We start from the raw sequence: 22,992 nt of genomic DNA, 5'->3' as shown, positions 1-22,992 counted from the left end.
ATTTTTAAACCGTTTTTTCATTTGCAGGGCCGGAAAACCTGTTTATGCTGTGAATTCCTCACACTTATTACCACCATCCAGGCTAGTCATGTCATCCACATCGATTCAAACGACTATGCAGTTGAATAAACGCATACTATCGATCGTTATTTTTACTTTTGTCTGCTATTTGAGCATCGGTCTGCCTCTGGCCGTTCTGCCGGGTTTTGTGCATAACACGCTGGGCTTCAACTCGGTGCTGGCGGGGCTGATTATCAGCGTGCAATATTTTGCCACGCTGGCCAGTCGTCCCCATGCCGGACGCTTTGCCGACAATATCGGCCCCAAAAAAGTGGTGATTTTCGGGCTGTCCTGCTGTGGACTCAGCGGCCTGTTTTATATCTTTGCCTGGTTGAGTACCGGTTCACCCGTGCTCAGTCTGATTCTCCTCTGCATAGGCCGCGTGTTCCTCGGCATTGGTGAAAGCTTTGCCGCGACCGGCACGATTCTCTGGGGAATTGGCGCGACCAATCCTATTCATACCGGGCGCGTCATCTCCTGGAATGGCGTGGCAACCTATGGCGCAATGGCGGCTGGCGCGCCGCTCGGCGTCTTCCTCAACGCGCATTTTGGACTGCCGGGCGTTTCCCTGACTATACTTCTGATTGCTGCACTGGCGATTGCGCTGGCGTCTTCCAAGCAGGCCATCACTGTTGTAACCGGCAAGCGCATCGCGTTTCGCGCGGTGGTCGGCAAAATCTGGATGCACGGACTTGGCCTGGGTTTCGGTACCATCGGCTTTGGCGTGATTGCTACCTTCATTACGCTTTATTACGCCGATAAAGGCTGGGAAGGCGCGGCGTTTACCCTGACGCTTTTCAGTCTCGGTTTTGTCGGCATGCGCCTGATCTTTGGCAGCAACATTGCCCGTTTTGGCGGCCTGCGGGTGTCAATCGTCTCTTTCGTGGTGGAAATTATCGGCCTGCTGTTTATCTGGCAAGGGCACAGCCCCTTCAGCGTCGAGATTGGCGCATTTCTTACCGGCTCGGGCTTCTCGCTTATCTTTCCGGCGTTGGGCGTCGAGGCGGTCAAACAGGTGCCGCAGCAGAATCAGGGCACCGCGCTCGGGACCTATTCCGCGTTTCTGGATTTGGGACTCGGCATCACCGGCCCTGTCGCCGGTATCGTGATTTCGCACTTTGGTACGCCGTCCATTTATCTGGCGGCCTCTTTCATGGTCCTGCTGGCGATGCTTATCACGCTGAAAATGCTGCGCATCGAAAATCGTCAAAAAGAGATTCTGTAGGTAAAGCCTTCCCGACGGGTGGATATCGTGTCGGGAAAAGCTTAGATAAATCCTAAATCGCCCTGATTTTGACGTAAATGCATTGTTTGGCAGATTTATTGCGGTAAGGTCGCTTTGCGGTTTTGAGAGTGAGGACAACCCATGTATTTACGGCCCGACGAAGTGGCAAGAGTTTTGGAAACATCAGGATTTGAACGTGATTTCATTGACGACAAAGCCTACGGCTATCGCCGGGGCGAGCACTACGTTTACGTCAATCGCGAGGCGCGCTTTGGGCGCACGGCGTTAGTGATTCACCCGGCGATGAAAGAGCGCAGCGAGCGCTTTGCCGACCCTACCGCGTCTTTTCGCAGCAGCAATGTCTACACCCAGTTCCCGCTGGATTTAGAAAGTGAAACGGCGGCCTATTATGGCATCTGTCATGGTTTCAGCTCTCGCCAGCTTCTGAGCAATTATCTGGATAACGTATTCAGATAACCGGTTTGCCCTTTTCTTGAACGGAGGAGAAGGGCAGTCTGCCGGCGATTCAGGCGTGCTTTAAACCAGATGCAGCTGATTGAAGGTTTCGTTGTAATTGCGACGGAACTGCGCCAGTTCAAAAGGCTCGATATCCAGCTCGGCAAAATAGAACAGCGCCAGTTCGGCATGTTCGCTGGTGAGCACCGGATCCAGATGCGCACGCACCAGCACATTGCGCCAATGCGCGATATTCTCGTCCGACGCGTCCTTGATAAAGGTCTGATAGATAAAAACGATGTACGCCGCTTTCCGTATTTCTTCCGCATAACCTCCGCTTATCGAGCGAATAAACATCGCACTCTGACGTTTCCCCATCTCCAGCAACATCGAATCAATGTACACCGGTCTGATTTTCAGCAAGCTCGCCAGTGAATCATTCGCCTTACGGGTATCGGCGGTCATAAACCAGTAGCCGACCACAAAAACAGCCACCAGTGCAGCAATCATAATCCATATCATTCTTGACTCTGGCCTCCGGCCTCAATGCGTAATGGCAATGAGTTTATAGGGTTACTGCGCTTAATCAACTGCAAATCCTTGTCGAAACTGCTAGTTTCATGAGGTACGGGTAAACTTGATTTTTTCCTCGGAAAATGGAGTAGGCTATGGCTCGCAATATTGAAATAAAAGCAAGAATTGATGATTTTTCAGCGCTTTACGCCAAGTTAGCCTTGCTGTCCGACCTTCCGCCCGAGCTTGTCGATCATGATGATACCTTTTTTGCCTGTTCACACGGGCGGTTGAAGCTGCGGACCCTGGCCGTTGACCGGGGACAACTGATTTTTTATCGGCGCGAAGACAGGGCCGGGCCTAAAACCAGTTTCTATACTATTTCTGAAACCGCCGATCCCGACAGCCTCCGTGAGACGCTGACCCTAGCCTATGGCAGTGTCGGGCGCGTTATCAAGCAGCGCACGCTGTTTATGGTAGGTCAAACCCGTTTACATCTGGATCGCGTCAAAGATTTAGGGGATTTTCTGGAATTCGAAGTGGTATTGGCGGAACATGAAACTCAGGCCCAAGGCATTCGCGTTGCGGAAGAGCTGCTTGAACGCCTGGATATCCAGCGTCAGGAACTGATTGACTGCGCTTATGTGGATTTACTTCGAGAGCGCCAGTCGCGTGAATCTTCCTGTTAGTGCAAGTGCCCGATATTTCCCATCACTTTCTTGAAAGAGGGCGTTATGTCAGCCAAACGTCGTTTTAAACAGGTGGATGTGTTCACCGCACAGGCGCTCAAGGGCAATCCGCTTGCGGTCATCCTTGATGCCGAAGGGTTGCAGGACGAGCAGATGCAGGCGATAGCCCGCTGGACCAATCTTTCTGAAACCACCTTTGTTCTGCCGCCGCAGGATCCCGCCGCCGATTATCGTGTGCGCATCTTTACCCCCGATTCCGAGCTGCCTTTTGCCGGTCATCCTACCCTGGGCACCGCGCATGCCCTGCTGGAATCGGGCGTTACGCCCAAAACCGCCGGTCAACTGATTCAGGAATGTGGCGTGGGGCTGGTTCCCGTCAGCCTACTCTCTGAAGGCGGTCTGGCCTTCGGCGCGCCGCCGGTCGAGATTCATGCGCTCGAGCCGGCTTTTGTTCCGTTGCTCGAGGCAACGCTCAACACCACGCCTTATGAGGCAGGCAGCGAAGCCTATGTGGTGAACATGGGCATTCGCTGGCTGGTCGTGCGTATGAGCACCGCCGATGAGTGCTTGCAGGTCAATGTAGATACCGCCGCACTCGCCCGCCTGCAAAAACAGGTGGGGGTGAACGGTATCGCGCTTTATGGTCCGCATCTTGCCGGCAAGGAGTATGATTATGAGGTGCGTGCCTTGCTGGTGGAGCAGTCGCAGCTGGTGGAAGATCCGGTAACCGGCAGTGCCAACGCCTGTCTGGCCCGTGTGCTGGCGATGCTGTATTTCCCGGATGGCGGCCAGACGCCGCAGCAGTACCGCGTGCGGCAAGGTACCTGCCGCCAGCGTGATGGACGGGTCTTTGTTCATTATGAAGAGGGGCAACCGTGGATTGGCGGCCAATCCTGTACGCTGATTGACGGCACACTCACGCTGTAGAACCGCTTACGCGCCCGGCCACCACTGCACGAGTGACTGGCTGGGACTAATGTCGTAATGCGATTTTCCCAGCAGGTGATTGACGATTTTCGCCGACCGCCACGCCGTCAGCGTTAACTGGCCTTCGGCGCTGCCGTGGCTGTGGATTCCGGCATTCACTGCGTATATGTGATTGTTTTCCGGGCCATCCCAACGCAGGTTGAAATTGGGCTGTAGCGGCAGATGTTTTTCGCCGTCGTACGGAATTCTCTCCAGCAGCGGTTCGAGGTACGCCGGTAAACCCGGTCGATAACCCGTCGCCAGAATCACGATATCCGCGTCAAAATGTTCGTCGCACTGGCTCAGGCCATGCACGGCGCGCAGCTGGAAGCGATCGTCCGCGGTGCGTGTAATGCCTTGCAGAGAACGGTGGGGCAGCAGCGAGACGTTTCTCGGCTCCTGAAGAACATCGAATCGATGATAAAGATGATGGTAAATCTTCTCGAGCGTATGATAACTGATGCCGTCAGAAGGCAGTTTCTGGGTTTTTATCTCTTCCTGACGAACGTCTTCAGAAAGGGTATAGAAATAGTTGACGTATTCCGGCGTGAAATATTCGTTGGTAAAAATAGACTCGTCCAACGGCTGAAAATTCGGACGGCGCGACAGCCAGCCGAGATGCGCCGGTTTGCCCCAGTGCCCGTCAAGCGTGTTGAGTACGATATCCGCACCGCTTTGCCCACCGCCGACCACCATCACGCTTTTGCCGGTAAAATCGGTCTCGAGCAGCTCTATTTCAGCCGCGTGGAAACAGTTTTTGCCCACGGCAGCCCGTGCCGTTTCCGGGATCCACGGCGCATGACCGGTCCCGAGACAAATATTGCGTGCCTGATAGCCGCCTTTCGAGGTGTGCACCTCAAAGCATTTTTCCCGCTCGTTGAAATCGATTTTTTCCACGGAATGCGCAAAGTGCAGATTGGACATCTTGCCGCAGGCCCAGAGCAGATAATCGGAAAACTCGTCACGACTGATGATCAACTGCTCGGTCGCCAGAAAGCGGTAAATCTTTTTGCGTTCGACCAGATAATTGATAAATGAGAATTCGCTGCGCGGGGCGACGGTGGTGACCAAATCCTGCAGGACATAGGTCTGCATCGTGGCGGTTGGCAGCAACATTCCCGGATGCCAGCCGAACTCGTTATTTCCATCGAAAAAAGCACTTTGAATCTGCCCGCTGTCTTTAGCCATCGCCGCCAGACTAAGATTGAACGGGCCAATCCCTACACCAATAAGATCAAGAGTCATATCCGTTGCTCGCACAATAAGGTCTAGTAATCATAGCCTACGGCGAATTAATTAAAGGGTGAGTCATTCTTATATTAGAAATATTCCTTTCATTATTGTGCAAGGTTTTGATTTTACTCCGGGAGCGATTTGACCATATAAACGCTGAGCGGATCGTGGGTGTAATCGCCAAAACACTCGGTGATGCAGTAGCCGGATTTTTTATAGAAACCGATAGCCGCATGATGATCCACGCCCGTTTCCAGATAAAGGCGAGATAACTTCAAGGCCCGCGCCTGTTCTTCCAACGCCTGCATCAACTTTTCGGCAATTTTTTGACCACGGTAATCGGCATGGACGTACACCCGCTTGATTTCCGCCAGTCCATCGGCACCGATAAACAGGCAGACACAGCCGACGGCAACGCCCTTCACTGTGGCGATAAACGGGTAGTGCTCAAAGTCGGCCATTGCCGAAAGCGGCATGCTGTAATCACTTTCGGCCGGGTAAAGCACGCTCTGATAGGCATCGAGTTGGCGAACCAGTTCGATAAAATGCGGGTTTTGCAGCGTCGTGAGGGTCACTTCAAGCACGTTTTTTCCCTTATTCCTGATTGATAACCAGCAGATAACGGCAATTTGACTCGGCTTTGTTGTCAAACGTAACCGCAAGATCGACGCCGAAGGTCAGTATATCGCCCGCCGCCAGCTGAAATTTATCCTCGCCATAGTGGAGTTCCAGCGCTCCTTCGATTAACCACAGACGCTGTTTATAGGCGCGATTTCCCCAGCTCGGATAGCTCACCCGGGCCCGTGGCGGCAGCGTGACTTCAATCATCTCAAGCCCGCTATGCGGCTCGGGCGGCAATACCTGACGACGTAGGTAGCCGATGTCCGGGTCTTTCCAGAGTGCCTGCTCGGCGAGTGGGCGCAGATTTTCGGCACTTGAACCCTCGTCGGTCAGCAGTTGGGTCACGGAGACGCCGAGTCCGGACGCCAGTTTTCCGAGCAGGGTCGCACTGGGGCTGCTTTCCTGTCTTTCTACCTTCGAAATCATTGCCTTGCTGACGTCCGAAAGCTCGGCGAGTTGTTCGAGGCTCAACCCTTTGCTTTTGCGTAAAACCAGTAATCGACTGGCGATGATTTCATCAATTGACATCGGGTGTTCTCTTGTGTTTACTTTGGTGGAATAAATTCTACTATATTGGAATCAAGGCCAGCAAGAGGAAATCCCAATGAAGATGATCGACTGCACTGAATCTCGTCACGCCGCCGCTATACTGGAAATATTCAATGAAGCGATTCTTAACTCTACCGCGCTTTATGATTATCGGGAGCGCGACCTCGCCTCAATGACAACCTGGTTTGCCGCGAAAGCACAGGGCAACTTTCCGGTGATAGGCCTGGAGGATGACCACGGAAATCTGCTCGGCTTTGCCAGTTATGGCACCTTTCGCGCGTGGCCTGCCTATAAATATTCGGTCGAACATTCTATTTATCTTCATCGGGATCATCGCGGGCAGGGTTTGGGAAAAATTTTGCTGAATGCACTGATAGCCGAAGCTGAAAAGCGCCAGGTGCATACCCTGATTGGCGGTATCGATGCGACCAACAAGGCGAGTATTGCGCTGCATGTTCAGGCTGGATTTTCCGAAGCCGGTATCATCAGGCAGGCGGCATATAAATTCGAACGCTGGCTGGATCTGGCCTTTTATCAACGGATTCTGGCGACACCCGACGCACCGCGGGCTGAATGAAAAAGCAAGCGGCAGAGTGTTATCTCGACCCGTAAGCCTTAGCCTGTCTGTATCGACCCGTTGAGTGAGACAAATCATGAAACAGCAACCACAACAAGCCGAATGGAGTGCCGACGAGGCGCGCTGGCAGGCCGTCGTCAATCGTGACGACACGGCAGATGGCGAGTTTGTCTATGCAGTGAAAACCACCGGTATCTATTGCGCGCCGTCGTGTCCTTCACGCCAGCCCAATAGAGAGAATGTCGTGTTCTTCGAGAATGCCGAACAGGCAGAAGCGCAGGGATACCGGCCATGCAAGCGCTGCCGACAAGGCCGTATGTCGCGACAACATCAACACACGCATCAGGTTGAACTCGCCTGCCGCCTGCTTGAAAACAGCGATAAAACGCCGACGCTTTCGCAACTGGCAACTGAAGTCGGGCTAAGTGCCTATCATTTTCATCGGATATTCAAAAGTTTAACCGGCCTGACGCCTCGCGCTTACGCGGTTGCCAAAAGAAAGCAGCGGGTACGCGATAATCTGGCGCAAACCGTTTCGGTAACGTCGGCGCTGCTAGAGGCGGGTTATGCTTCAAACGGCAATTTTTATGCCTCGTCACCGGCAAGTCTCGGCATGACACCCAGCGCCTATCGCGCCGGAGGCCGAGGCATGGCGGTGTGGTTTGCCGTCGGGCGCTGTTCGCTCGGCGATATTCTGGTCGCGGAAAGCCCGCGAGGCATTTGTGCCATTCTCCTCGGCGATAATCCGCAAGCGCTGGTCGAAAGTTTACAGAACAGTTTCCCTCACGCGCAGTTATTGGGAAACGATGCCGAATTTGAACAGCGCATTGCCGTCGTGGTCGGTTTTGTGGATGGCGAGCAACCGGCATTGGCGCTGCCTCTGGATATTCGCGGCACCGCGTTTCAACAGCGGGTATGGCAGGCATTGCGCGCCATTCCGCAGGGTGAAACACTAAGCTATGCCGCCGTCGCCGAAAAAATTGGCTCCCCGAAGGCTGTGCGTGCCGTGGCGGGTGCCTGCGCCGCAAACCTGCTGGCGGTCGCCATTCCGTGCCATCGCGTGGTGAAAAGCAGCGGCAATATTTCGGGCTACCGCTGGGGCGTGGCGCGCAAAAAACGTCTGCTGGAAAAAGAACGCGCCAATACCGCGTCCGAATCCTGATAACAGACGTTAAACCTGCCGGAAGCTACTCGGTGACGGGCATGAATTCGTCGAGCTTATGCTTTTGCAGACCGCCGGGCGTGAAATTGTCTTCACTCAACCAGCGGCGGAAGGCTGCTTTAATGGGCGGCCATTCACCGTCGAGCATCGAATACCAGCAGGTATCCCTGTTGTGGCCTTTGGTTATCAGCGCCTGGCGGAAGGTGCCTTCATACTGAAAGCCAAAGCGCCTGGCCGCAATATTTGAAGCATCGTTGAGGCTGTTGCATTTCCATTCGCAGCGGCGATATCCGAGGTCATCAAACAGGTGGGCCAGCAGCAGATAAATCGCCTCGGTGCCAAAGCGCGAGCGCTTCATCAAAGGCGACCAGTTAACCCAGCCTATTTCGGCCACGCCGTTTGGCGCATCAATACGCATCAATGACACTCCCCGATAGCGCGTTGGGTCTTGTTGTCCACCACCGCAAAATACAAAGGATCTTTCAGGCTCGACATCTGGGTGATGTAGGTGTCACAGGCTTGCTGGGTTGCAGGTCGGTCGATGGAAAAATAGGTCCAGTCGCGTTCGTCATCGATGCTGTGCCAGGCATTGAACAGGGATTCGCTGTGCTTATCCACATCCAGCGGTTCCAGCTTGCAATAATGGCCTTCCAGCGTGGTGCGCTGTGGCTGCGGACGTGCCTGCCAACCCGGAAGTTCGTCACCGATCGGTTGTCCAAAATGATTGAGGGTCGTCATCTTATTTTCCGTTTTAGCTGAGTCAGTTGTATGAGAGTTCCTGTTTATAACAGCAGAACACCTCATTGAGCACAACCGTTTGCGCAGAAGAAAAAAGAGACGGTTTTTTAACGTTTGAGTGCTTCCTCGATTGCCCCGTATTGATTAAAGTAGAAGCAACTGATTTCTTCCTGAAGATTTTCTGAGGATCCTGATGCAAGCACTCGACTCCATTGTAGATGTCTCTCGCAACCCGATTACCGACGGCCCGTTTCTGGCACAGTGCAAGCAAACGCTGGACGAAAAGGGCGCACTGGTACTGCATCATTTTCTGCGTCCTGAAGCATTGGAAGGGATCAAGCGCGAAGGCGATGAAAATCAGCATTTGGCGTATTACACCCAAAGTAGCCACAACGTCTATTTGCAAAAGCCGGACCCGAGTCTTTCTGATTCTCATCCTCGCAATCGACAGATAGTGTCGTCAAAGGGATGTATTACCGACGACCAGATTCCGGCGGACTCTGCACTGCGCGTACTCTACGATGCCCCCGAATTCAGGGCCTTTCTCTGTGAAGTGCTGGGTGAGCAACAGCTTTATCCTTATGCGGATGCGCTTTCCTCCATCAATCTGCATTACGCCGGTGAAGGGCAGGAACTTGGCTGGCATTTCGATAACTCCTCGTTTGCCATCACGCTGCTTATTCAGAAACCCGAAGCGGGCGGCGTTTTCGAATATGTCGAAAATCTGCGTGATGCCGACAGCGGCGACATGAATTATTCCGGGGTGGAAAAGCTGCTCGACAAAACGCTGGAGCCGAAGAAATTAGGTATTGAGGCGGGCGATCTCGTGCTGTTCCGCGGACGCAATGCAATTCATCGCGTTACGCCAACGCAAGGAGACACGACGCGGATGCTGGTGGTGCTGGCCTACAATTCCCAGCCAGACATTGCCCTGTCGGAAACGGCCAGAATGACCTTTTACGGTCGAGTTTGATAAAGATGGCCCATCCCTGGCGGATGGGCTTCATGATTAGAGTGCCGCGAGGGCGCGAAAAGCACGGCTGAAAATTTGCTGGGTGCGCAAGTGAACCAGCTGCTGCCAGTCTGTATCCTGCGGATTGAAACCTTCGAACAATTCCCCTTTGACCTTCCTGCCCTGAGCGCTTTCAGGGTCGCCGTAAAGATGCAGCCAGTGGTCATCGCGTACCAGATGATGCATGGTTTCGCCGTCGTAGGTTCCGCATTCGATAACCAATTGAATCAACTGGGTATCGGGCAGATTATCTAGCATAAATTGCGAAAGATAACCGGTCGCCGTTGCCGTTACGCCGGTATTGCTGCCGATATTCTTGCCCGTAATCAACACATAAAGCCACGGGCCAAAAATATCTCGAGCCTGTTGCAGGGCAGGATAAGCCTGGTTCGGCAATGGCCATTAGCATCGGATGGCCATAGGCACCGGCACCGGTGTGCAGGTCAAAGCTGATGATGGATTTGGCATGCGCCAGATGCGTTTCGATAATGGCAAGCAGGGTGCGATTAGACCAGCTCGGATGCTGACCCCCGAAGAAAATGCCGTCGGCGTGGGCATATTGACCCGCCTCGACAATCTTCTTCACCTCGCTCCACCCTGATTGTTCAGAGTATTGATCTATCAGATCGTCCGCGGCGGCACGCTCAGGGCCATTCAGATCTTTACTCAGATAAATATCATGTAAATTCTCATACTGAGCGTTGTCGGGAAGCGCTTTGTCAAAGTCCACGAAGTTGCGGTTGAGATCCATATTGTCTTCATTGACCCGACGCAGGTGAGCGGTGCCCCACGGATTGATCAAATGGATCATTACGACGGCGGTATCGGCGGGCAGCGCATGGGCATGATTTGCTTTCAGCCAGTCAATTTGACACTGTGAACCATAATAGCCTTCAACGCCGTGGGTGCCGGAAACGACAACCATCAGACGTGGCGCGAGCGGATCGCCCAGGATCGCCACGTCGGTGGCAAGATCTTCCCCGTGCGGACCTTTCAGGGGATGAGGATACTCAGTCACTTGCGCTCCCGCCTCCTGAGCCGTCGCCAGAAAACGTTGTCGTTGTTGGCTAAAATTCGGTAGCTCGGCGTAACCTTGCAGCATCCTTATCTCCTTGTTTAGGCAGTTTTTTACTGAGGCTTCTTGTTGTAGACTTCGAAGCTGAAGTATTTTTTCTCGATTTTTTCGAAAGTGCCGTTCTGGTGAATGGCCGCCAGCGCCTTGTTGATCATGTCCTGATGCTCTTTATCACCCTTGCGCAGACCAATTGCTGTGCCCGCACCCAGATATTTCGGATCCGTCAGCATTTCGCCGCTAAAGGCAAAATCCTTGCCGGCCGCCGTATCCAGGAAGCCGGACTGCGCGGCGGCGGCATTGGTCAGCGTTGCATCCACGCGACCAGACTCCAGATCCTGATTCACCAAATCCTGATTCTGATAGGAAACAACATTCACACCCTTGCTCTGCCACAGCGCCTGCGCATAAGCTTCCTGAATCGTGCCTTGTGCGACACCAATGGTTTTACCCTGTAAAGATTCCGGCGTTGGCAGGATATTGCTGCCTTTTTTGGCTACCAGCACGCTCGGAATGTGATAAAGCATATCTGAGAAATCGACCTGCGCCTGACGCTTTGGCGTAACAGACATTGCAGACAGTACGGCATCGAACTTCTTGGCATCCAGCGCTGGAATGATGCTGTCAAAGGCCGTTTCGACCCACTGGCACTTAACTTTCAACTCCTGACAGATGGCATTACCCAGATCCACGTCGAAACCCACCAGACTGCCGTCCGGCGCCTTGGTTTCAAAAGGGGCGAAAGTGGGGTCGACACCGAAGCGCAAAACTGATTCGGCGTGCTCGCCAGAGAACTAAACGAGGCCAGAGCCAGCAGAGTGATCAACGCGCTTTTTTCATCAGATATTCCTCAGGGTAAAGTTATGGCTAATCAGAGCAAGATACGTACCATCTTTATGAATTATTCATGAGAATACCTGACTGCCAGAGGGAACAGAACCTGCACAATTAAAACAGTGTAATGCTTCAGCCAGAATGATAGAACAGGAACAATATAGGGCTTACAGCGAAATGTAGCGCGGCTTTCTCTAGGATTATCAAGGAGAGAAAATGAAGACCAGAATTGCAACGCAACAAGATGCAGAAGGGTTGTGGCAATTGCGTAATCAGGCGCTGAGGCACGGATGCGCAAAGGTGTATGATGCGCCGACATTACACGCCTTTACGCCCGATATCATGCCGGAGGGCATGCGTAAAACCATCACGGAACATCAGGTTTACGTCATTGATGCGCCCGATGCTGGATTTCCGTGCGCGTGCGGTTATCTTGATCTGGTTACAGGCAATGTCGAGGCTATTTTTACCCATCCGGATTATCAGGGCAGGGGGCTTGCGAGCGCGATTATCTCCTCCATCAAGCAACAGGCAACTGCGCTCGGTATGTCTCAGCTTACCCTGTCTTCGACCCCCAATGCCGTTGGTTTTTATCAGACGCAGGGTTTTAGCATTGTTTCACAAGGCAAATATTATTCGCAGTCTGTGGGGGCTTACCTCGATTGTGTAGAGATGATTTGGGTCGACGAATAAGTTTAAAAAAAGCCGGGGTGTGACCCACGGCTTTTTAGTGGAAATCAGCGGTCGGTTGTAGATTGTGACACCACGGACCCCGCCAGTTTTTTAATCCTCTCACTCGACGCCGGGTCTTTCAGCGCCGCCGAGGCCAGCGTCTGTAAATCCGCGCCCGTTTGATTATCTGTTCCATATTGTGAAAGTACCGAACCCGCCAGACTTTTCTCTAGATCCGACGCGTAGGGATCTTTCAACACTCTCGCCGCGAGCATCGTCATATTCCTGGAAGACTGCTTATTATTCTTCGTCATATTGATTGAACCTATATAGGAGGAAGGAAATATATAATCTATCTATGTTATTGATATAGATGATTAAATAAGCTGTTACGCTAACGGGGATGACGCGGTGAAACAATCCTAGAGTCGATATTTTGCTCAGTAATTTGAAGGCGCGCAGGTTTGTTAGGCGTGCAAGATCAATAAGTTAAAACCGACCAAACGAACAAGCCTGTTATTTTGGGCGAAGCGGGATTTTTCTACGATAAAGGCATATTCGGTAAATAGCGGGGATTTTTTTGGCCGAGCGTATCGAGTCAGGTTTTGACTTATTCGTTTTATAATTTACGAAATTTGTTTGATGCTGAAACTTGTTAAAAGATTAGTTCAAATTCACTGGGCACTGGACAAGTGGTCACGCACTCAAAAAGTGTTGTGCCTATGCTCTTATAGCCTTGTCCCTGCGTGGTGATTATTGATGTTTGGGCGGATAATCAATACCTCTATTCGGACGCTAACACCTTAATATCCTTGAAAGCCCAAGCCGCCAGCCTGTAATAAAGCCAAAATGCTTGAGACAGATAAGCGTATATTTTGAACAGGAGGGGGTATGTCTGAAACGGCGCACTTTCTCTGTCGCCATTTTGCCGCCACTTCCACGAAAAGGGGCTACGATTTTACACCTGATGTAATGTCATTAGGAATTCATAAGTTCTTGTTTCCCAAAGTTCAGGCAAAAAATCAAACCCGTATCGTTTTTGCACTATTAGGGACACAAAAAAGCCCGCAACCTTTGGGGATGCGGGCTTCTTCTGCGTTTAAGGCCTTATCTGGTAATAGCCGAAAACTTATTTGGTGGAGCTGGGGGAGTCTGGTTTAGCTATGTAACTTATTATATTTTATAGTTTTTATCTAATTGTGGTTTTGCAGGTATACCTAAGCGTATACCAATCTTAGAAAACGTTAGCAAAACGACTTTTGAATTTGCCTCAATGCTCCATTAAAGAAATCGCTGTTTTGATGTAATCCTGTTGGGGTTTAAACCTCGACATGTGCCGAATGCAGATTACCGGGATGCTACGATCTTTGAACTTAGCCAGAAAGGCGAACGTAGTGTAATAGCCTTTTGGATGCGAATATTTCAGTGTGTTTTTATCCCCGAAATGTTTAAACAAAAGGCTTGCTGCGGAAAGTGAAGATAGCCCATTACTGTAAGCGATAATCATATCTGGATTGCATAGAGGGAGTGTTACGTTCTCAAAGAAGCCCATCGAATTTTTTACCAGATCTTCGAGTGTTTGATTGAGTTTGAACGCTTCATTTTTCAATGATGCAGCGTTTACAGAGCACATCATTAAGGCATTCGTATAAACGACATCTTGCCAGTTATAATCAAGCTGAGCCGGAATCTGCTGCAATCGTTTAGCCAGATGAGTTATTCCCCATGCGCCTTCGGTTCCACTCTGGACATTTGAAACATAAGGGAACTCATAATCATTGATGACGGATAGGTAATTAGTCATATGGGCGTCTACTGATGAACCATTCAGTCCCATCATGATGAGGCGCTTTCGAGCAGGTGGTGAGGCCAATAGTTCAAACGCACTATCGTAAGGTCTACCTGGTAAGTCGCTCAGGCCAAAGTTTGCAAGTCCGTGCAGAATGAAATTTTTGGTGGCGTCCACTGATAATCCGAATGTGAAATTGATACCCCATATTACAGAAAAAAACTTTTTTGAATTTATCCATCACACTGTTCACTTTTTATTTTTTATTAATTATAGACAAAGAATTAAGCGATGATGGGTAAATGTAGGATGAAGGATACCATTCACCATCGATGAAGTATAGGCGTAAAAAACCGGCTTTCGCCGGTTCAGATAGTCAATTTAAGGTGGGATCATTGTACTTTGGCAGCCAACTCTAAGTTTGAAATTGGCTTGCTCTCATCTTCATCTTTTAAATACATCTCAGACTGCCGTATAGAAAATGTTACTGAAGCGATAATTTATAAATTTGCTAATGGCAATAAATTTAATCATTTAACATGAGTTATCATTTTCATGCTTTCAATTAGTTTCTTAACATCTAAGCATGGATTATGCTGATGCAAAACCCTATGGCAATTAGGACAAAGTAGAACTAAATCAGAAAGCCGCGTTTCTTTCTTTCCATTCTCAGCTAATGGGTTAACGTGATGGCACTCAATAGATGATCTTTTAAGGGCTGTTCCATAAACATCTTCAAATGAGAAGTTACAGATTTCACAAAATAGCTTGCCATGCCTTTTGATAAATTCTTCTTTCTTACTTTCAACTATTTTTCTATTGCGCTCTATTTTTTTATGAATTTTATATGATGCTCCACCTTCAATGGCGTAGTTTAAATCATTCACTATATGAATTTTTGCACTGACTGAGGATGCTTCTACTTGAGTTAAAGCAATGTCACCTTTCAAATGGAATGATAATAAAGCTGATTCAATTAAAGGTTCACCTACTTCCTCAATAGTGAATAGCACATTTTCTTGTGTTTCTTTTATTTGGAAGTTAAATCTATGTGGATATATGTCATCTGGCCATATCGTTTCATTACTGTAGCTATAATTATTAGTAACTTTAGCCATTATGATTTCATTAACCACCCCTTCAAATTTTTTAAAATTATTAAGGTTTACTCTTGGGAATCCAGGGATTTTGTCTGGAAAAATATTTTTGGGGCGTGTAATGTTATGTATAAAAATAACATTATCACCAACCTTTATATTCATAAATAAAGAGTTTTTAACTAGCTTTTTTATTCCCCATGTTTCGTATTGCTTACCAATGTCGTAATTTTTTTTAGAAATTCCAGCTACATAAATGACCCAAGTATTCACTTAAAATCCTTAATTTTATGAATTTTAATATTAAATTAATAAGATTATTCTTAAGTGTCAATTGTTGCTTAGCGTTACTATTAATAAAACCGGCCTTCGCCGGTTCTGATAGTCATGCTGCTGCCGGACCGTCGCACTTCGGCAGCCAGTCGGTGCTGCTTTCTTCCCTTAAATCAAGGTTGGTCTGCACCCCCAGCTTTGTCCGTCGTTTCATGTAGTGCTGTCCGTACTCACGCATGATGCTTTCCAGCGACAGGCCAAACATCTTCATGCTCAGCGGATTCTTGTAGCCATTGGCCTCCATATAAGCCAGATAGGCGTGATAAAGATAACGCCTGGGCTGAAGCGGTCTGATGCTGGCGTTTCCCATGTAAAGCGCGTTTGGCTCCGGCGTCGTGAACAGATAGCCGCAGAAGTCCACCATCGGATCCGCGTCGCGCTTGATGCGCATCGCCTCGTCGGAGTTCTGCTGCGACTGAAGCAGCGACCGGGCCTGCTGTGGCTGGCTGAACTGCTGCATCAGTTGGCGCACAATAACGGCCAGCTCACCGCTGATTTTTTCCTTCAGCTGCGGATCGCGCTCGCCTGCCGGGATGATTTCCGGGAAGTGCAGGATCACCCGGCGGCGCGACACGCCTCCGCTGCGATCGGTGAAGCGCATCGGGTTGTTGTTCACCGCCAGAATCACCGCCGGTATGTGGGTTGAATAGGCGTCACGGTACTTCGGGTCCACGGAAACCGCATCTCCACCGGTAATCGCCTTGATGCCCGCGCCGTCGCCGCTCCATTTTTCCTGGTCGGGCAGGATAATCAGCGAATTCAGCTGCGCCTGCTGTGCGGCCGGTGGTTGCTCGTGGCACTCCTGAAGCAGGGTCATGTCGCTGATAAAGCGCCCGGCGTTACGCAGATGCTCAAGGCGTAACAGGTCGGCGTGGGAAATGGTGGCGTGAGTCATGCGCGCACCTCCCGGACCGGCAGGCGACAAGGGACAGTACGTAATCGCGGGCCAGCGGCAATCGGGCGGTGCGTTCGTCAGCGGCAACGGTGCGGAGCATGTGGATACGCTGCTGGCGTTCATTACGGCGCACGGCGGCAAAGACGAAAACAAACTGAGGGCATGGGGAATTAAGGACGGTAGCCATGATGGCAGTCTCCCTGAAGTAGCGGTTATCGCCACCACCGGAGTTCCTACGCTCACTGGTGGTGACCCGAACGGGGGTAGGAATACCGGCCTTCAAGGAAACCGGCCAGCCCGAAGGCTGCCCCGCCCGGGCCACCATTACACAGACGGCACAACGGATACAGAACCGTTGCCCGAGTAAGGGCATCACGGATGAGCGCATTGATACGCTGATTGATGACTTCTTTATCATTCATGGCGCGGAGCTGAGCAGCCTGCTCAGGATGAAGTACAGCCAGTTTGAACGGAATGGCTCAACGCATGCACCGGGCGTTATCGAAGGCGCGAACGATGCCGACACGCTGTACCGCAGATATGTTATGAGCCTTATCAGGCAATGGACGGGTGTAAACCAGCCGCTGATGTTCCGTGATGACGTGCTGAGCGTCAGCGGTGCGCATCCTTTCCGGGGAGCCAGAACCGACCGCCGCAAGCGCAAACTTTTCTGAGCCACAGACACAGAAATTCACCGAAGCCCGGCCCGTGCCGGGCTTTTTTACGTCCGTTGCGTAAGTACACGTCTATGCTGCATGAAAACGCATGAGTTTCCGGCACCCCGGAACGGCAGATAAGGCCAGCAGCGGCGCGGCTAAGAGCTAATCATGCAGATGCATGAAAACCGCTCCATAAAGCGGGCAGGCGTGGCGGGGCTACGAGAGCGCGCTGAGGGGATCACTTACCCTCAATCACTTTTTCAATAGTAGTCTTTAGATCAGAAATTGAAGGGCGATTCGTTGGTGTATAACTTGTACAAGCTGAGATTATTTCGTCCAATAACTCAATATTCACAATCTTACAGTAAGTTGATATTAAGGCTTCGGGGCGGTCTAAGCGGAGCTCTCCAGCTATGGGGAATCTATTTCCACTTAATAGAGCCCATAATGACTTTGCATAGCTATATACATCTGCATGTGAACCAGAGTTTTCAGGGGAGTTGCTTAGCATTTCCGGCGCATAGTAATGCAATGATCCCATCTTAGTCCCTTCCTTCGTTACTTTTTGTTTATCAGGGAATGTTGCAATACCAAAATCACCTAAAGCCCATTTGTTTTGATAAATAAGAATATTGTCCGGCTTAATGTCACGGTGAAATATTTTGTTTGCGTGAAGTCTTTCGATTGTTTTACAAATGTCAACCATGCCTTTTAGAATGCTCAGGGGAGTTGATGAGTGTTTCTCTAAATAATTATCTAATGGAATAGCTTCAGGCATGGTAAACCAAGCTAATCCATCATCATCCAAGTTTGAATAGTTGCTTGTTATGGGTATTGTATGAATGTTATTGTCATTGATGGCGGCTATTTTTTTTAATGTGGCGATCTCATCATTGAATCTAGATAAAGATATGCCTTTGGCACGTCTCGCGATTTTCATTATGTGAAATTTGTTGTTTTGATTCCTGGTTTTCCATACCACTGCATTTCCTCCCTTTCCAATCTGACGAAGTAACAAATGTCCTGCTACTGATGTTCCCTGTTTGATGCCTTGATTATGGATGTCATTAGGAAGACGTTCAAAAAAACTAATCATTGAATTCAATGATGAGGCTGAGATTTGTATTGATTTGCAAAGTTTGCTTTTTGATCCCAGTGATGATATTGCAAATTCAACCTCGGCAAGTGCTCGAGTTCGACCAACTATCACCCCCCAGTTTTGTATTTGAACATTTCTAGCCATTCCAGAAACCATACCTCCGGGCCTGTAATGAGAATTAATTTCCTCTAAAGCCTGTAAGAATCCCCAATCTCTATCTAACCGAAAGTAACTATTCATTATTAATCCTTAAGATGCACGTATATTACGCAGTGCGACTTCATCGTTAAGCTGTTCTTTTAAATATGCAATCCAATCATTTGTGTAAAGGTAGTTATTGAAGCCCAATACAAATCCAGAATAAGGTCCTTTGAAGTCAACGTTAACCTCTATCGGTCTGGCTTCGAAAAATTTCCAGCACTTGGTGTGTAGTGCCATATTAAAAAATGGGTGTGTGTCTTTTATCTTCAATACGATGTCAGATGGTTTATGTATAAACGGGGTCCTTACTTCCTTGATAAAGGTTATTCCTTGTTCATATTGTTCTTTTTCTTCAGCGCTAAGCTTCCTGAAATTCACAAACTCTATTGATAAATCTGATGTGGAGGCATGGTTTCCTATTTTAGGAATTAAAAAGGCTTTGATGCGATATTCTTGACTCTCCAGTGTTTCTTGGTTTAGCTCATGATGTTGGGCATTCATAAACTCCCTCACTATGGAATAGTTTTGTGATTGGAATTGTTTTAATGCTTCAACCTTAGCTTCGGTAGATGCCCGGCTAAGTTGCATGGATACAGCTAGGTTTACCAGCAAAGCATGTTCATCACCAAACTCTTTAGTAATAATATTTTCAAAATTAGTTAACGCCGCTTGACATTCTCCACTACACATCAAGTCAATCACAGGTAAGAAACGATGTTCAATTTTATTTCTAAGACCAATCAAAAAATGAAGATTAGACTTAATTGGGGAGGTTGTTCCTAACCAGTATTTCTCTGTGCACTCCTTTAATTCCCATGCTTTTTCTTCTCCATCAATGAATACAGTATCCCCAATTCCATTCTTATAAAAATAATCAATTCCATTTTTTTCAAATATGGCATGAAATAAAGATGTGAAAGCTATATTCATGTTTACTATAAAGCCATAAGTTTTGAATTTTATAGTTGGGTTGTTATATGTTGAAACAGCTAGAACTGCAAATTCTTTGGCTTTGTTAAGAAGGATTCCCTTTCTGGAATAATTATTTGAGAGTGTCGCTATTTGACTTAGTGTTGCTCTGAAGTCATTTTTACTCAAAAAAAGAATGCCATTGGTTATATAATCATCACCTTCTCTTTGAAAATAGGCGTTAAGCTTTTTTGATATATGCGTTGAGCAAGTTTTTGGTGACCATGTGCTTGCCGCTGACAGCTCAGTCATTTTGAAGGTGGCCCCTGCTTTTTCCTTCTCAATTAAAAAATCATATGCTAAATCAATTTTTTGGTATTTACTCATTTCGCCTCCTTTTTAAAGAAATCAATTGAATAAATCGCGTCGCCCCACCAACTCATCAACTCAGTTCGTTGCGTTAAATATGTAGTTCGATTATAGGCTTTTCTGACCTCATTCTTATCACTATGAGCAAGTGCAGCCTCGATAACATCAGAGTTAAAACCCTTTTCATTCATAGCAGTACTAGCTATAGATCTCAAGCCATGAGCTACCAACTTTCCACCATATCCAATACGCTTCAAGGCGGCATTCGCTGTTTGACTGTTCATCGGTTTTTTTGGGTCATTGCGGCTAGGAAAAACGTACTGACGATTACTACTAATAGGACGCATAATCTCCAGCAACTCTAAAGCTTGATCTGACAAGGGGACGATATGGTCACGCTTTGCCTTCATCCGTTCAGCCGGAATACACCAATGCTTATTGTCTATATCGATCTCTGACCAGGCTGTTGCCGATGCTTTTGCTGGTCGTATGAGGGTCAGCAGTTGCCACTCAAGCAGGCAACGGGTTGGTATCGACAAGTTGCTCATAGAAATAGTGCGCATTAGCTTGGGCAGTTCTTCAGGGCGTATCGTTGGCATGTGCTGCTTCTTAGGGCGCTTAAAGGCATTACCGATACCTGAAGCTGGATTTGCCTCAATTAGTCCAACATTCACCGCATAAATCATAATTTCATTGATGCGCTGCACTAACCTTCTGACCGTCTCCAATGCTCCCCGCGCTTTGATTGGTTCTAACACCTGGATCAAGGCGCGTGCTTTCAGCTCCTGAACAGGAACATTTTCAATACTGGGCAGGATGTCTTTCTCAATAGAACGCCAGATATCTTTAGCATGGTCAGCGCTGACGTGACTTTGTTTCAGCTCGAACCATTTACGTGCAACATTAACGAAAATGCTTTCCTGAGCGATCTGGAGCTTCTCAGCTTCTTCGCCAGCTCTTGCTTGTGGGTCTATTCCTTTGACTAACATCGCAAGCTTCTCTGCATGCACTTCTCTGGCATCAGCCAGTGAAAGAGCAAGATAAGCGCCGAGGCTAATCATGGTGCGTTTTGAAGTGCTAGGCACCTGGTAGCGAAAACGCCAAATTTTCTTGCCGGTTGTTTTGACCAGGAGAAAGAGCCCGTCACCATCATGCAATGTGAGGTCCTTGTCTGTGGCTTTAGCTTTTTGTACTTCGGTGTGGGTGATGGGGCGTGTAGTCCGCGCCATGCAATGATCTTCCATAATTGGTATACGTTTATTGGTATATATCTTAGCGTATACCAATAGACGCCGGTTTCAGGCGGATCTTCTCGGACTTCTACAGACACAAAAAAGCCCGCAACCTTTGGGGATGCGGGCTTCTTCTGCGTTTAAGGCCTTATCTGGTAATAGCCGAAAACTTATTTGGTGGAGCTGGGGGGATTTGAACCCCCGTCCGAAATTACTACGCCGTTGGCACTACATGCTTAGTCCAGTCATCACATTCACCGGTTAGCTGCGGACGGACACGCCACTAACAAACTAGCCTGATTGGTTTTAACGCTTTCACCCCAGGCAGGATGTCCACGCGAGCTCTTTTGGGTTTGACCTCTCTTGATCCCGGTCCTAAGAGCGGAGGCTAGGGAGAGAGGGAACCTTCAGTGTATTAGACTGATTAAGCTGCTAAAGCAGCAGATTCGAATTGCGAGTCGTTTGCAATTATTTTTTTTGCGGTTTTTTACGAGGCCTCCGCACCTCGGCATGCACCTTGGGTTTCGCAAATCCCGTCGAATCCAGAATCAGCCCCAAAGAACTGTAAACAGTATATCAGAACTTTATACCGATAAGCCAGAGACTTAACGTTTGGCGTTTTTCATAATGCGAGCTTTATCGACAGCCCACTCACGATTTTTAGCGGTATCACGTTTGTCGTGATCCTGCTTACCTTTGGCCAGACCAATTTTTACTTTGGTCCAGGCGGTTCTTCCAGTACATAGAGAGAGCAACTACCGTGTAGCCATCGCGGTTTACCTTGCCAAACAGCTTATCGAGCTCACGTCTGTTCATGAGGAGTTTACGGGTACGCATTGGCTCGCAGACAACATGGCTTGAAGCAACGGTCAGCGGTGTGATGGTCGCACCAAACAGGAAAGCTTCCCCGTCTCTGAAGGTTACATAGCTATCGGCAATGTTGGCTTTGCCAGCACGCAGTGATTTTACTTCCCAACCTTGCAAAGAAATACCCGCTTCAATTTCATCTTCGATGAAATATTCATGGCGAGCGCGTTTGTTCATTGCAATCGTTGCGGAACCGGGTTTATGTGCTTTTTTCTTTGTCATAGTGATACTTATTATACTGTAAGCATTGCCGAATGAAATCCCCTGAGGGTTTAGCGGTGCTGTTTTTCACAGCTTGTGCGGTATCGGCCCTGACTTTTTTGCCCGTGGCCCGATAAATGGTATGATCTGTATGTTTTATGACACCTGGAAAATGATATGCCTCATATTAGCCGCTCTGCGCTCGTACCCTTCAGCGTGGAACAAATGTATACGCTGGTAAACGATGTGGATGCCTATCCGCAATTTCTTCCTGGCTGCACCGGCAGTCGCGTACTGGATAAAACTGATAATACGATGACGGCGGCCGTAGACGTTGCCAAAGCCGGGATCAGCAAAACCTTTACGACAAAGAATACGTTAACCAGCAATCAAAGCATCGATATGCAACTGGTCGATGGCCCTTTCCGCAAGCTGATGGGCGGATGGCAGTTTACTCCGTTGAGCCCGGATGCCTGCAAAGTTGAACTGAGCCTTGATTTTGAATTCACCAATATGCTGATTGAACTGGCTTTTGGTAAAATTTTCAAAGAGTTGGCTGGAAGCATGGTGCAGGCTTTTACCAAACGCGCCAAAGAGGTTTACAGTGTCTGATGTCTCCGTTGAGGTGGTGTACGCCTTGCCTGAACGTCAATATCTGAAAACCGTGCGTCTTGAAGAAGGCAGCAGTGTGGAACAGGCAATTCGGGCTTCTGGATTGCTTGAGATGCGTCGTGAGATTGATTTGAAGGTCAACAAAGTCGGGATTTATAGCCGACCGGTAAAGCTGAGTGATGTGGTTGCCGAGGGCGACAGGGTAGAGATTTATCGGCCACTGATTGCCGATCCGAAAGAGCTACGAAGAATCCGAGCTGAACAGTCTAAAAAATAAGGCGCCATGAGCGCCTTATTTTTTTACCCTGAAAGTAGTGTGCTGACGAATTACATAAGGTCAGCACCAAATT

Annotated in this window: 25 protein-coding genes, 1 other RNA gene and 4 pseudogenes; 12 read left to right on the top strand and 18 right to left on the bottom strand. The window is 49.0% G+C overall.

Going from position 1 to position 22,992, the window contains the following annotated elements; all coding sequences use genetic code 11:
• The first annotated feature begins 88 nt into the window (after window positions 1-88).
• Both O1V66_RS13580 and O1V66_RS13575 read left to right on the top strand, forming a co-directional pair.
• Window positions 89-1,285, top strand: a complete 1,197-nt coding sequence (locus O1V66_RS13580; protein ID WP_045045945.1) for an MFS transporter — start codon at window positions 89-91, stop codon at window positions 1,283-1,285.
• A 141-nt stretch (window positions 1,286-1,426) separates the two neighbouring features.
• Window positions 1,427-1,762, top strand: a complete 336-nt coding sequence (locus O1V66_RS13575; protein WP_045045946.1) for a DUF2002 family protein — start codon at window positions 1,427-1,429, stop codon at window positions 1,760-1,762.
• 60 nt (window positions 1,763-1,822) lie between these two features.
• Here the strand turns inward: O1V66_RS13575 and O1V66_RS13570 are convergent, their stop codons facing one another.
• On the bottom strand, window positions 1,823-2,263 hold the full coding sequence (locus tag O1V66_RS13570) for a DUF1198 domain-containing protein (RefSeq protein WP_045045947.1): 441 nt from the start codon (window positions 2,261-2,263) through the stop codon (window positions 1,823-1,825).
• 146 nt (window positions 2,264-2,409) lie between these two features.
• Between O1V66_RS13570 and O1V66_RS13565 the strand changes: the two genes are divergently transcribed.
• Both O1V66_RS13565 and O1V66_RS13560 read left to right on the top strand, forming a co-directional pair.
• Window positions 2,410-2,943 (top strand): class IV adenylate cyclase, encoded by a 534-nt coding sequence (locus O1V66_RS13565; RefSeq protein WP_045045948.1) that lies wholly within the window; start codon window positions 2,410-2,412, stop codon window positions 2,941-2,943.
• Between the two features lie 45 nt (window positions 2,944-2,988).
• Complete coding sequence (locus O1V66_RS13560; protein WP_045045949.1) at window positions 2,989-3,870, top strand: PhzF family phenazine biosynthesis protein; 882 nt, start codon at window positions 2,989-2,991, stop codon at window positions 3,868-3,870.
• A gap of 6 nt (window positions 3,871-3,876) precedes the next feature.
• Here O1V66_RS13560 and O1V66_RS13555 read toward each other — a convergent pair whose 3' ends face one another.
• The 3 genes from O1V66_RS13555 to O1V66_RS13545 form a co-directional block, all read right to left on the bottom strand.
• The gene (locus tag O1V66_RS13555) at window positions 3,877-5,154 is read right to left on the bottom strand and encodes a lysine N(6)-hydroxylase/L-ornithine N(5)-oxygenase family protein (protein WP_045045950.1); all 1,278 of its coding nucleotides are present in this window, start codon (window positions 5,152-5,154) and stop codon (window positions 3,877-3,879) included.
• A gap of 113 nt (window positions 5,155-5,267) precedes the next feature.
• The gene (locus O1V66_RS13550; protein ID WP_045045951.1) at window positions 5,268-5,726 is read right to left on the bottom strand and encodes a GNAT family N-acetyltransferase; all 459 of its coding nucleotides are present in this window, start codon (window positions 5,724-5,726) and stop codon (window positions 5,268-5,270) included.
• A gap of 10 nt (window positions 5,727-5,736) precedes the next feature.
• Window positions 5,737-6,291 (bottom strand): helix-turn-helix domain-containing protein, encoded by a 555-nt coding sequence (locus O1V66_RS13545; RefSeq protein ID WP_045045952.1) that lies wholly within the window; start codon window positions 6,289-6,291, stop codon window positions 5,737-5,739.
• A gap of 76 nt (window positions 6,292-6,367) precedes the next feature.
• Here O1V66_RS13545 and O1V66_RS13540 point away from each other — a divergent pair, with 76 nt between their 5' ends.
• Window positions 6,368-6,889 carry a GNAT family N-acetyltransferase gene (locus O1V66_RS13540; protein ID WP_045045953.1) on the top strand — a complete coding sequence of 174 codons (522 nt, stop codon included), beginning with the start codon at window positions 6,368-6,370 and terminating at the stop codon, window positions 6,887-6,889.
• Between the two features lie 76 nt (window positions 6,890-6,965).
• Complete coding sequence (gene ada / locus O1V66_RS13535) at window positions 6,966-8,051, top strand: bifunctional DNA-binding transcriptional regulator/O6-methylguanine-DNA methyltransferase Ada (RefSeq protein WP_045045954.1); 1,086 nt, start codon at window positions 6,966-6,968, stop codon at window positions 8,049-8,051.
• A 25-nt stretch (window positions 8,052-8,076) separates the two neighbouring features.
• Here ada and O1V66_RS13530 read toward each other — a convergent pair.
• A pseudogene (locus O1V66_RS13530) lies at window positions 8,077-8,789 on the bottom strand (GNAT family N-acetyltransferase).
• Between the two features lie 193 nt (window positions 8,790-8,982).
• Between O1V66_RS13530 and O1V66_RS13525 the strand changes: the two are divergent.
• Window positions 8,983-9,762 carry a HalD/BesD family halogenase gene (locus O1V66_RS13525; RefSeq protein WP_045045956.1) on the top strand — a complete coding sequence of 260 codons (780 nt, stop codon included), beginning with the start codon at window positions 8,983-8,985 and terminating at the stop codon, window positions 9,760-9,762.
• A 36-nt stretch (window positions 9,763-9,798) separates the two neighbouring features.
• On the opposite strand, the pseudogene O1V66_RS13520 reads toward O1V66_RS13525, so the two are convergent.
• Together O1V66_RS13520 and O1V66_RS13515 are read right to left on the bottom strand one after the other, a co-directional pair.
• Window positions 9,799-10,903, bottom strand: a pseudogene (locus O1V66_RS13520) (DUF2817 domain-containing protein).
• Window positions 10,904-10,929: 26 nt separating this feature from the next.
• Window positions 10,930-11,640, bottom strand: coding sequence for an ABC transporter substrate-binding protein (locus tag O1V66_RS13515; RefSeq protein WP_269127706.1), 711 nt, complete (start codon window positions 11,638-11,640; stop codon window positions 10,930-10,932).
• Between the two features lie 283 nt (window positions 11,641-11,923).
• Here O1V66_RS13515 and O1V66_RS13510 point away from each other — a divergent pair, with 283 nt between their 5' ends.
• A complete protein-coding gene (locus O1V66_RS13510) occupies window positions 11,924-12,400 on the top strand; it encodes a GNAT family N-acetyltransferase (protein WP_045045959.1) in 477 nt (158 codons plus the stop codon).
• 44 nt (window positions 12,401-12,444) lie between these two features.
• Here the strand turns inward: O1V66_RS13510 and O1V66_RS13505 are convergent, their stop codons facing one another.
• The gene (locus tag O1V66_RS13505; protein WP_414058389.1) at window positions 12,445-12,654 is read right to left on the bottom strand and encodes a hypothetical protein; all 210 of its coding nucleotides are present in this window, start codon (window positions 12,652-12,654) and stop codon (window positions 12,445-12,447) included.
• Between the two features lie 520 nt (window positions 12,655-13,174).
• Complete coding sequence (yidD, locus tag O1V66_RS21920) at window positions 13,175-13,303, bottom strand: membrane protein insertion efficiency factor YidD (RefSeq protein ID WP_072045026.1); 129 nt, start codon at window positions 13,301-13,303, stop codon at window positions 13,175-13,177.
• Here yidD and O1V66_RS13500 point away from each other — a divergent pair.
• The gene (locus O1V66_RS13500) at window positions 13,271-13,540 is read left to right on the top strand and encodes a hypothetical protein (RefSeq protein ID WP_187329787.1); all 270 of its coding nucleotides are present in this window, start codon (window positions 13,271-13,273) and stop codon (window positions 13,538-13,540) included. The genes yidD and O1V66_RS13500 overlap by 33 nt on opposite strands.
• Before the next feature lie 109 nt (window positions 13,541-13,649).
• On the opposite strand, the gene O1V66_RS13495 is transcribed toward O1V66_RS13500, so the two are convergent.
• The 4 genes and pseudogenes from O1V66_RS13495 to O1V66_RS13480 form a co-directional block, all read right to left on the bottom strand.
• Window positions 13,650-14,345 carry a hypothetical protein gene (locus tag O1V66_RS13495; protein ID WP_045045961.1) on the bottom strand — a complete coding sequence of 232 codons (696 nt, stop codon included), beginning with the start codon at window positions 14,343-14,345 and terminating at the stop codon, window positions 13,650-13,652.
• A gap of 353 nt (window positions 14,346-14,698) precedes the next feature.
• A complete protein-coding gene (locus O1V66_RS13490; protein WP_052673363.1) occupies window positions 14,699-15,538 on the bottom strand; it encodes an HNH endonuclease in 840 nt (279 codons plus the stop codon).
• 112 nt (window positions 15,539-15,650) lie between these two features.
• Window positions 15,651-16,355, bottom strand: a pseudogene (locus tag O1V66_RS13485) (primase-like DNA-binding domain-containing protein); the annotation flags it as partial.
• Between the two features lie 94 nt (window positions 16,356-16,449).
• Window positions 16,450-16,818 (bottom strand): host cell division inhibitor Icd-like protein, encoded by a 369-nt coding sequence (locus O1V66_RS13480; RefSeq protein WP_241481358.1) that lies wholly within the window; start codon window positions 16,816-16,818, stop codon window positions 16,450-16,452.
• On the opposite strand from O1V66_RS13480, the gene O1V66_RS13475 reads away from it, so the two are divergent.
• A complete protein-coding gene (locus tag O1V66_RS13475; protein ID WP_269128370.1) occupies window positions 16,739-17,167 on the top strand; it encodes a hypothetical protein in 429 nt (142 codons plus the stop codon). The genes O1V66_RS13480 and O1V66_RS13475 overlap by 80 nt on opposite strands.
• Window positions 17,168-17,390: 223 nt before the next feature.
• Here the strand turns inward: O1V66_RS13475 and O1V66_RS13470 are convergent, their stop codons facing one another.
• The 5 genes and pseudogenes from O1V66_RS13470 to smpB all read right to left on the bottom strand — a co-directional run bounded on the left by O1V66_RS13470 (window position 17,391) and on the right by smpB (window position 22,051).
• The gene (locus O1V66_RS13470) at window positions 17,391-18,491 is read right to left on the bottom strand and encodes a protein kinase domain-containing protein (RefSeq protein WP_045045962.1); all 1,101 of its coding nucleotides are present in this window, start codon (window positions 18,489-18,491) and stop codon (window positions 17,391-17,393) included.
• Window positions 18,492-18,500: 9 nt separating this feature from the next.
• Window positions 18,501-19,748: a DUF3644 domain-containing protein gene (locus O1V66_RS13465; RefSeq protein WP_045045963.1), complete on the bottom strand. Its 1,248-nt coding sequence runs from the start codon at window positions 19,746-19,748 to the stop codon at window positions 18,501-18,503.
• Window positions 19,745-20,959: an integrase domain-containing protein gene (locus O1V66_RS13460; protein WP_045045964.1), complete on the bottom strand. Its 1,215-nt coding sequence runs from the start codon at window positions 20,957-20,959 to the stop codon at window positions 19,745-19,747. The genes O1V66_RS13465 and O1V66_RS13460 overlap by 4 nt, the downstream gene beginning before the upstream one ends.
• A 178-nt stretch (window positions 20,960-21,137) precedes the next feature.
• Window positions 21,138-21,518, bottom strand: a transfer-messenger RNA (tmRNA) gene (gene ssrA, locus O1V66_RS13455).
• Between the two features lie 49 nt (window positions 21,519-21,567).
• Window positions 21,568-22,051 (bottom strand): annotated as a pseudogene (gene smpB / locus O1V66_RS13450) (SsrA-binding protein SmpB).
• 156 nt (window positions 22,052-22,207) lie between these two features.
• Here smpB and O1V66_RS13445 point away from each other — a divergent pair.
• Together O1V66_RS13445 and O1V66_RS13440 are read left to right on the top strand one after the other, a co-directional pair.
• Window positions 22,208-22,642, top strand: a complete 435-nt coding sequence (locus tag O1V66_RS13445; protein WP_045045966.1) for a type II toxin-antitoxin system RatA family toxin — start codon at window positions 22,208-22,210, stop codon at window positions 22,640-22,642.
• Window positions 22,635-22,919, top strand: coding sequence for an RnfH family protein (locus O1V66_RS13440; RefSeq protein WP_045045967.1), 285 nt, complete (start codon window positions 22,635-22,637; stop codon window positions 22,917-22,919). The genes O1V66_RS13445 and O1V66_RS13440 overlap by 8 nt, the downstream gene beginning before the upstream one ends.
• Window positions 22,920-22,992: the final 73 nt, after the last annotated feature.

Source organism: Rouxiella chamberiensis (assembly GCF_026967475.1).
Taxonomy (GTDB): Bacteria; Pseudomonadota; Gammaproteobacteria; order Enterobacterales; family Enterobacteriaceae; genus Rouxiella; species Rouxiella chamberiensis.
Note: the sequence above shows the minus strand (reverse complement) of the source record. Positions and strands in the feature narration are given on the sequence as shown.

Coding starts and splice junctions, on each gene's coding strand:
- O1V66_RS13555 (WP_045045950.1), bottom strand. CDS start 5,154: ATGACTCTTGATCTTATTGGTGTAGGGATTGGCCCGTTCAATCTTAGT.
- O1V66_RS13480 (WP_241481358.1), bottom strand. CDS start 16,818: ATGGTGGCCCGGGCGGGGCAGCCTTCGGGCTGGCCGGTTTCCTTGAAG.
- O1V66_RS13445 (WP_045045966.1), top strand. CDS start 22,208: ATGCCTCATATTAGCCGCTCTGCGCTCGTACCCTTCAGCGTGGAACAA.
- O1V66_RS13470 (WP_045045962.1), bottom strand. CDS start 18,491: ATGAATAGTTACTTTCGGTTAGATAGAGATTGGGGATTCTTACAGGCT.
- O1V66_RS13460 (WP_045045964.1), bottom strand. CDS start 20,959: ATGGCGCGGACTACACGCCCCATCACCCACACCGAAGTACAAAAAGCT.
- O1V66_RS13575 (WP_045045946.1), top strand. CDS start 1,427: ATGTATTTACGGCCCGACGAAGTGGCAAGAGTTTTGGAAACATCAGGA.
- O1V66_RS13505 (WP_414058389.1), bottom strand. CDS start 12,654: ATGCTCGCGGCGAGAGTGTTGAAAGATCCCTACGCGTCGGATCTAGAG.
- O1V66_RS13545 (WP_045045952.1), bottom strand. CDS start 6,291: ATGTCAATTGATGAAATCATCGCCAGTCGATTACTGGTTTTACGCAAA.
- O1V66_RS13580 (WP_045045945.1), top strand. CDS start 89: ATGTCATCCACATCGATTCAAACGACTATGCAGTTGAATAAACGCATA.
- O1V66_RS13570 (WP_045045947.1), bottom strand. CDS start 2,263: ATGATATGGATTATGATTGCTGCACTGGTGGCTGTTTTTGTGGTCGGC.
- ada (WP_045045954.1), top strand. CDS start 6,966: ATGAAACAGCAACCACAACAAGCCGAATGGAGTGCCGACGAGGCGCGC.
- O1V66_RS13565 (WP_045045948.1), top strand. CDS start 2,410: ATGGCTCGCAATATTGAAATAAAAGCAAGAATTGATGATTTTTCAGCG.
- yidD (WP_072045026.1), bottom strand. CDS start 13,303: ATGGCGACAGAGAAAGTGCGCCGTTTCAGACATACCCCCTCCTGTTCA.
- O1V66_RS13510 (WP_045045959.1), top strand. CDS start 11,924: ATGAAGACCAGAATTGCAACGCAACAAGATGCAGAAGGGTTGTGGCAA.
- O1V66_RS13540 (WP_045045953.1), top strand. CDS start 6,368: ATGAAGATGATCGACTGCACTGAATCTCGTCACGCCGCCGCTATACTG.
- O1V66_RS13465 (WP_045045963.1), bottom strand. CDS start 19,748: ATGAGTAAATACCAAAAAATTGATTTAGCATATGATTTTTTAATTGAG.
- O1V66_RS13560 (WP_045045949.1), top strand. CDS start 2,989: ATGTCAGCCAAACGTCGTTTTAAACAGGTGGATGTGTTCACCGCACAG.
- O1V66_RS13525 (WP_045045956.1), top strand. CDS start 8,983: ATGCAAGCACTCGACTCCATTGTAGATGTCTCTCGCAACCCGATTACC.
- O1V66_RS13500 (WP_187329787.1), top strand. CDS start 13,271: ATGTCTGAAACGGCGCACTTTCTCTGTCGCCATTTTGCCGCCACTTCC.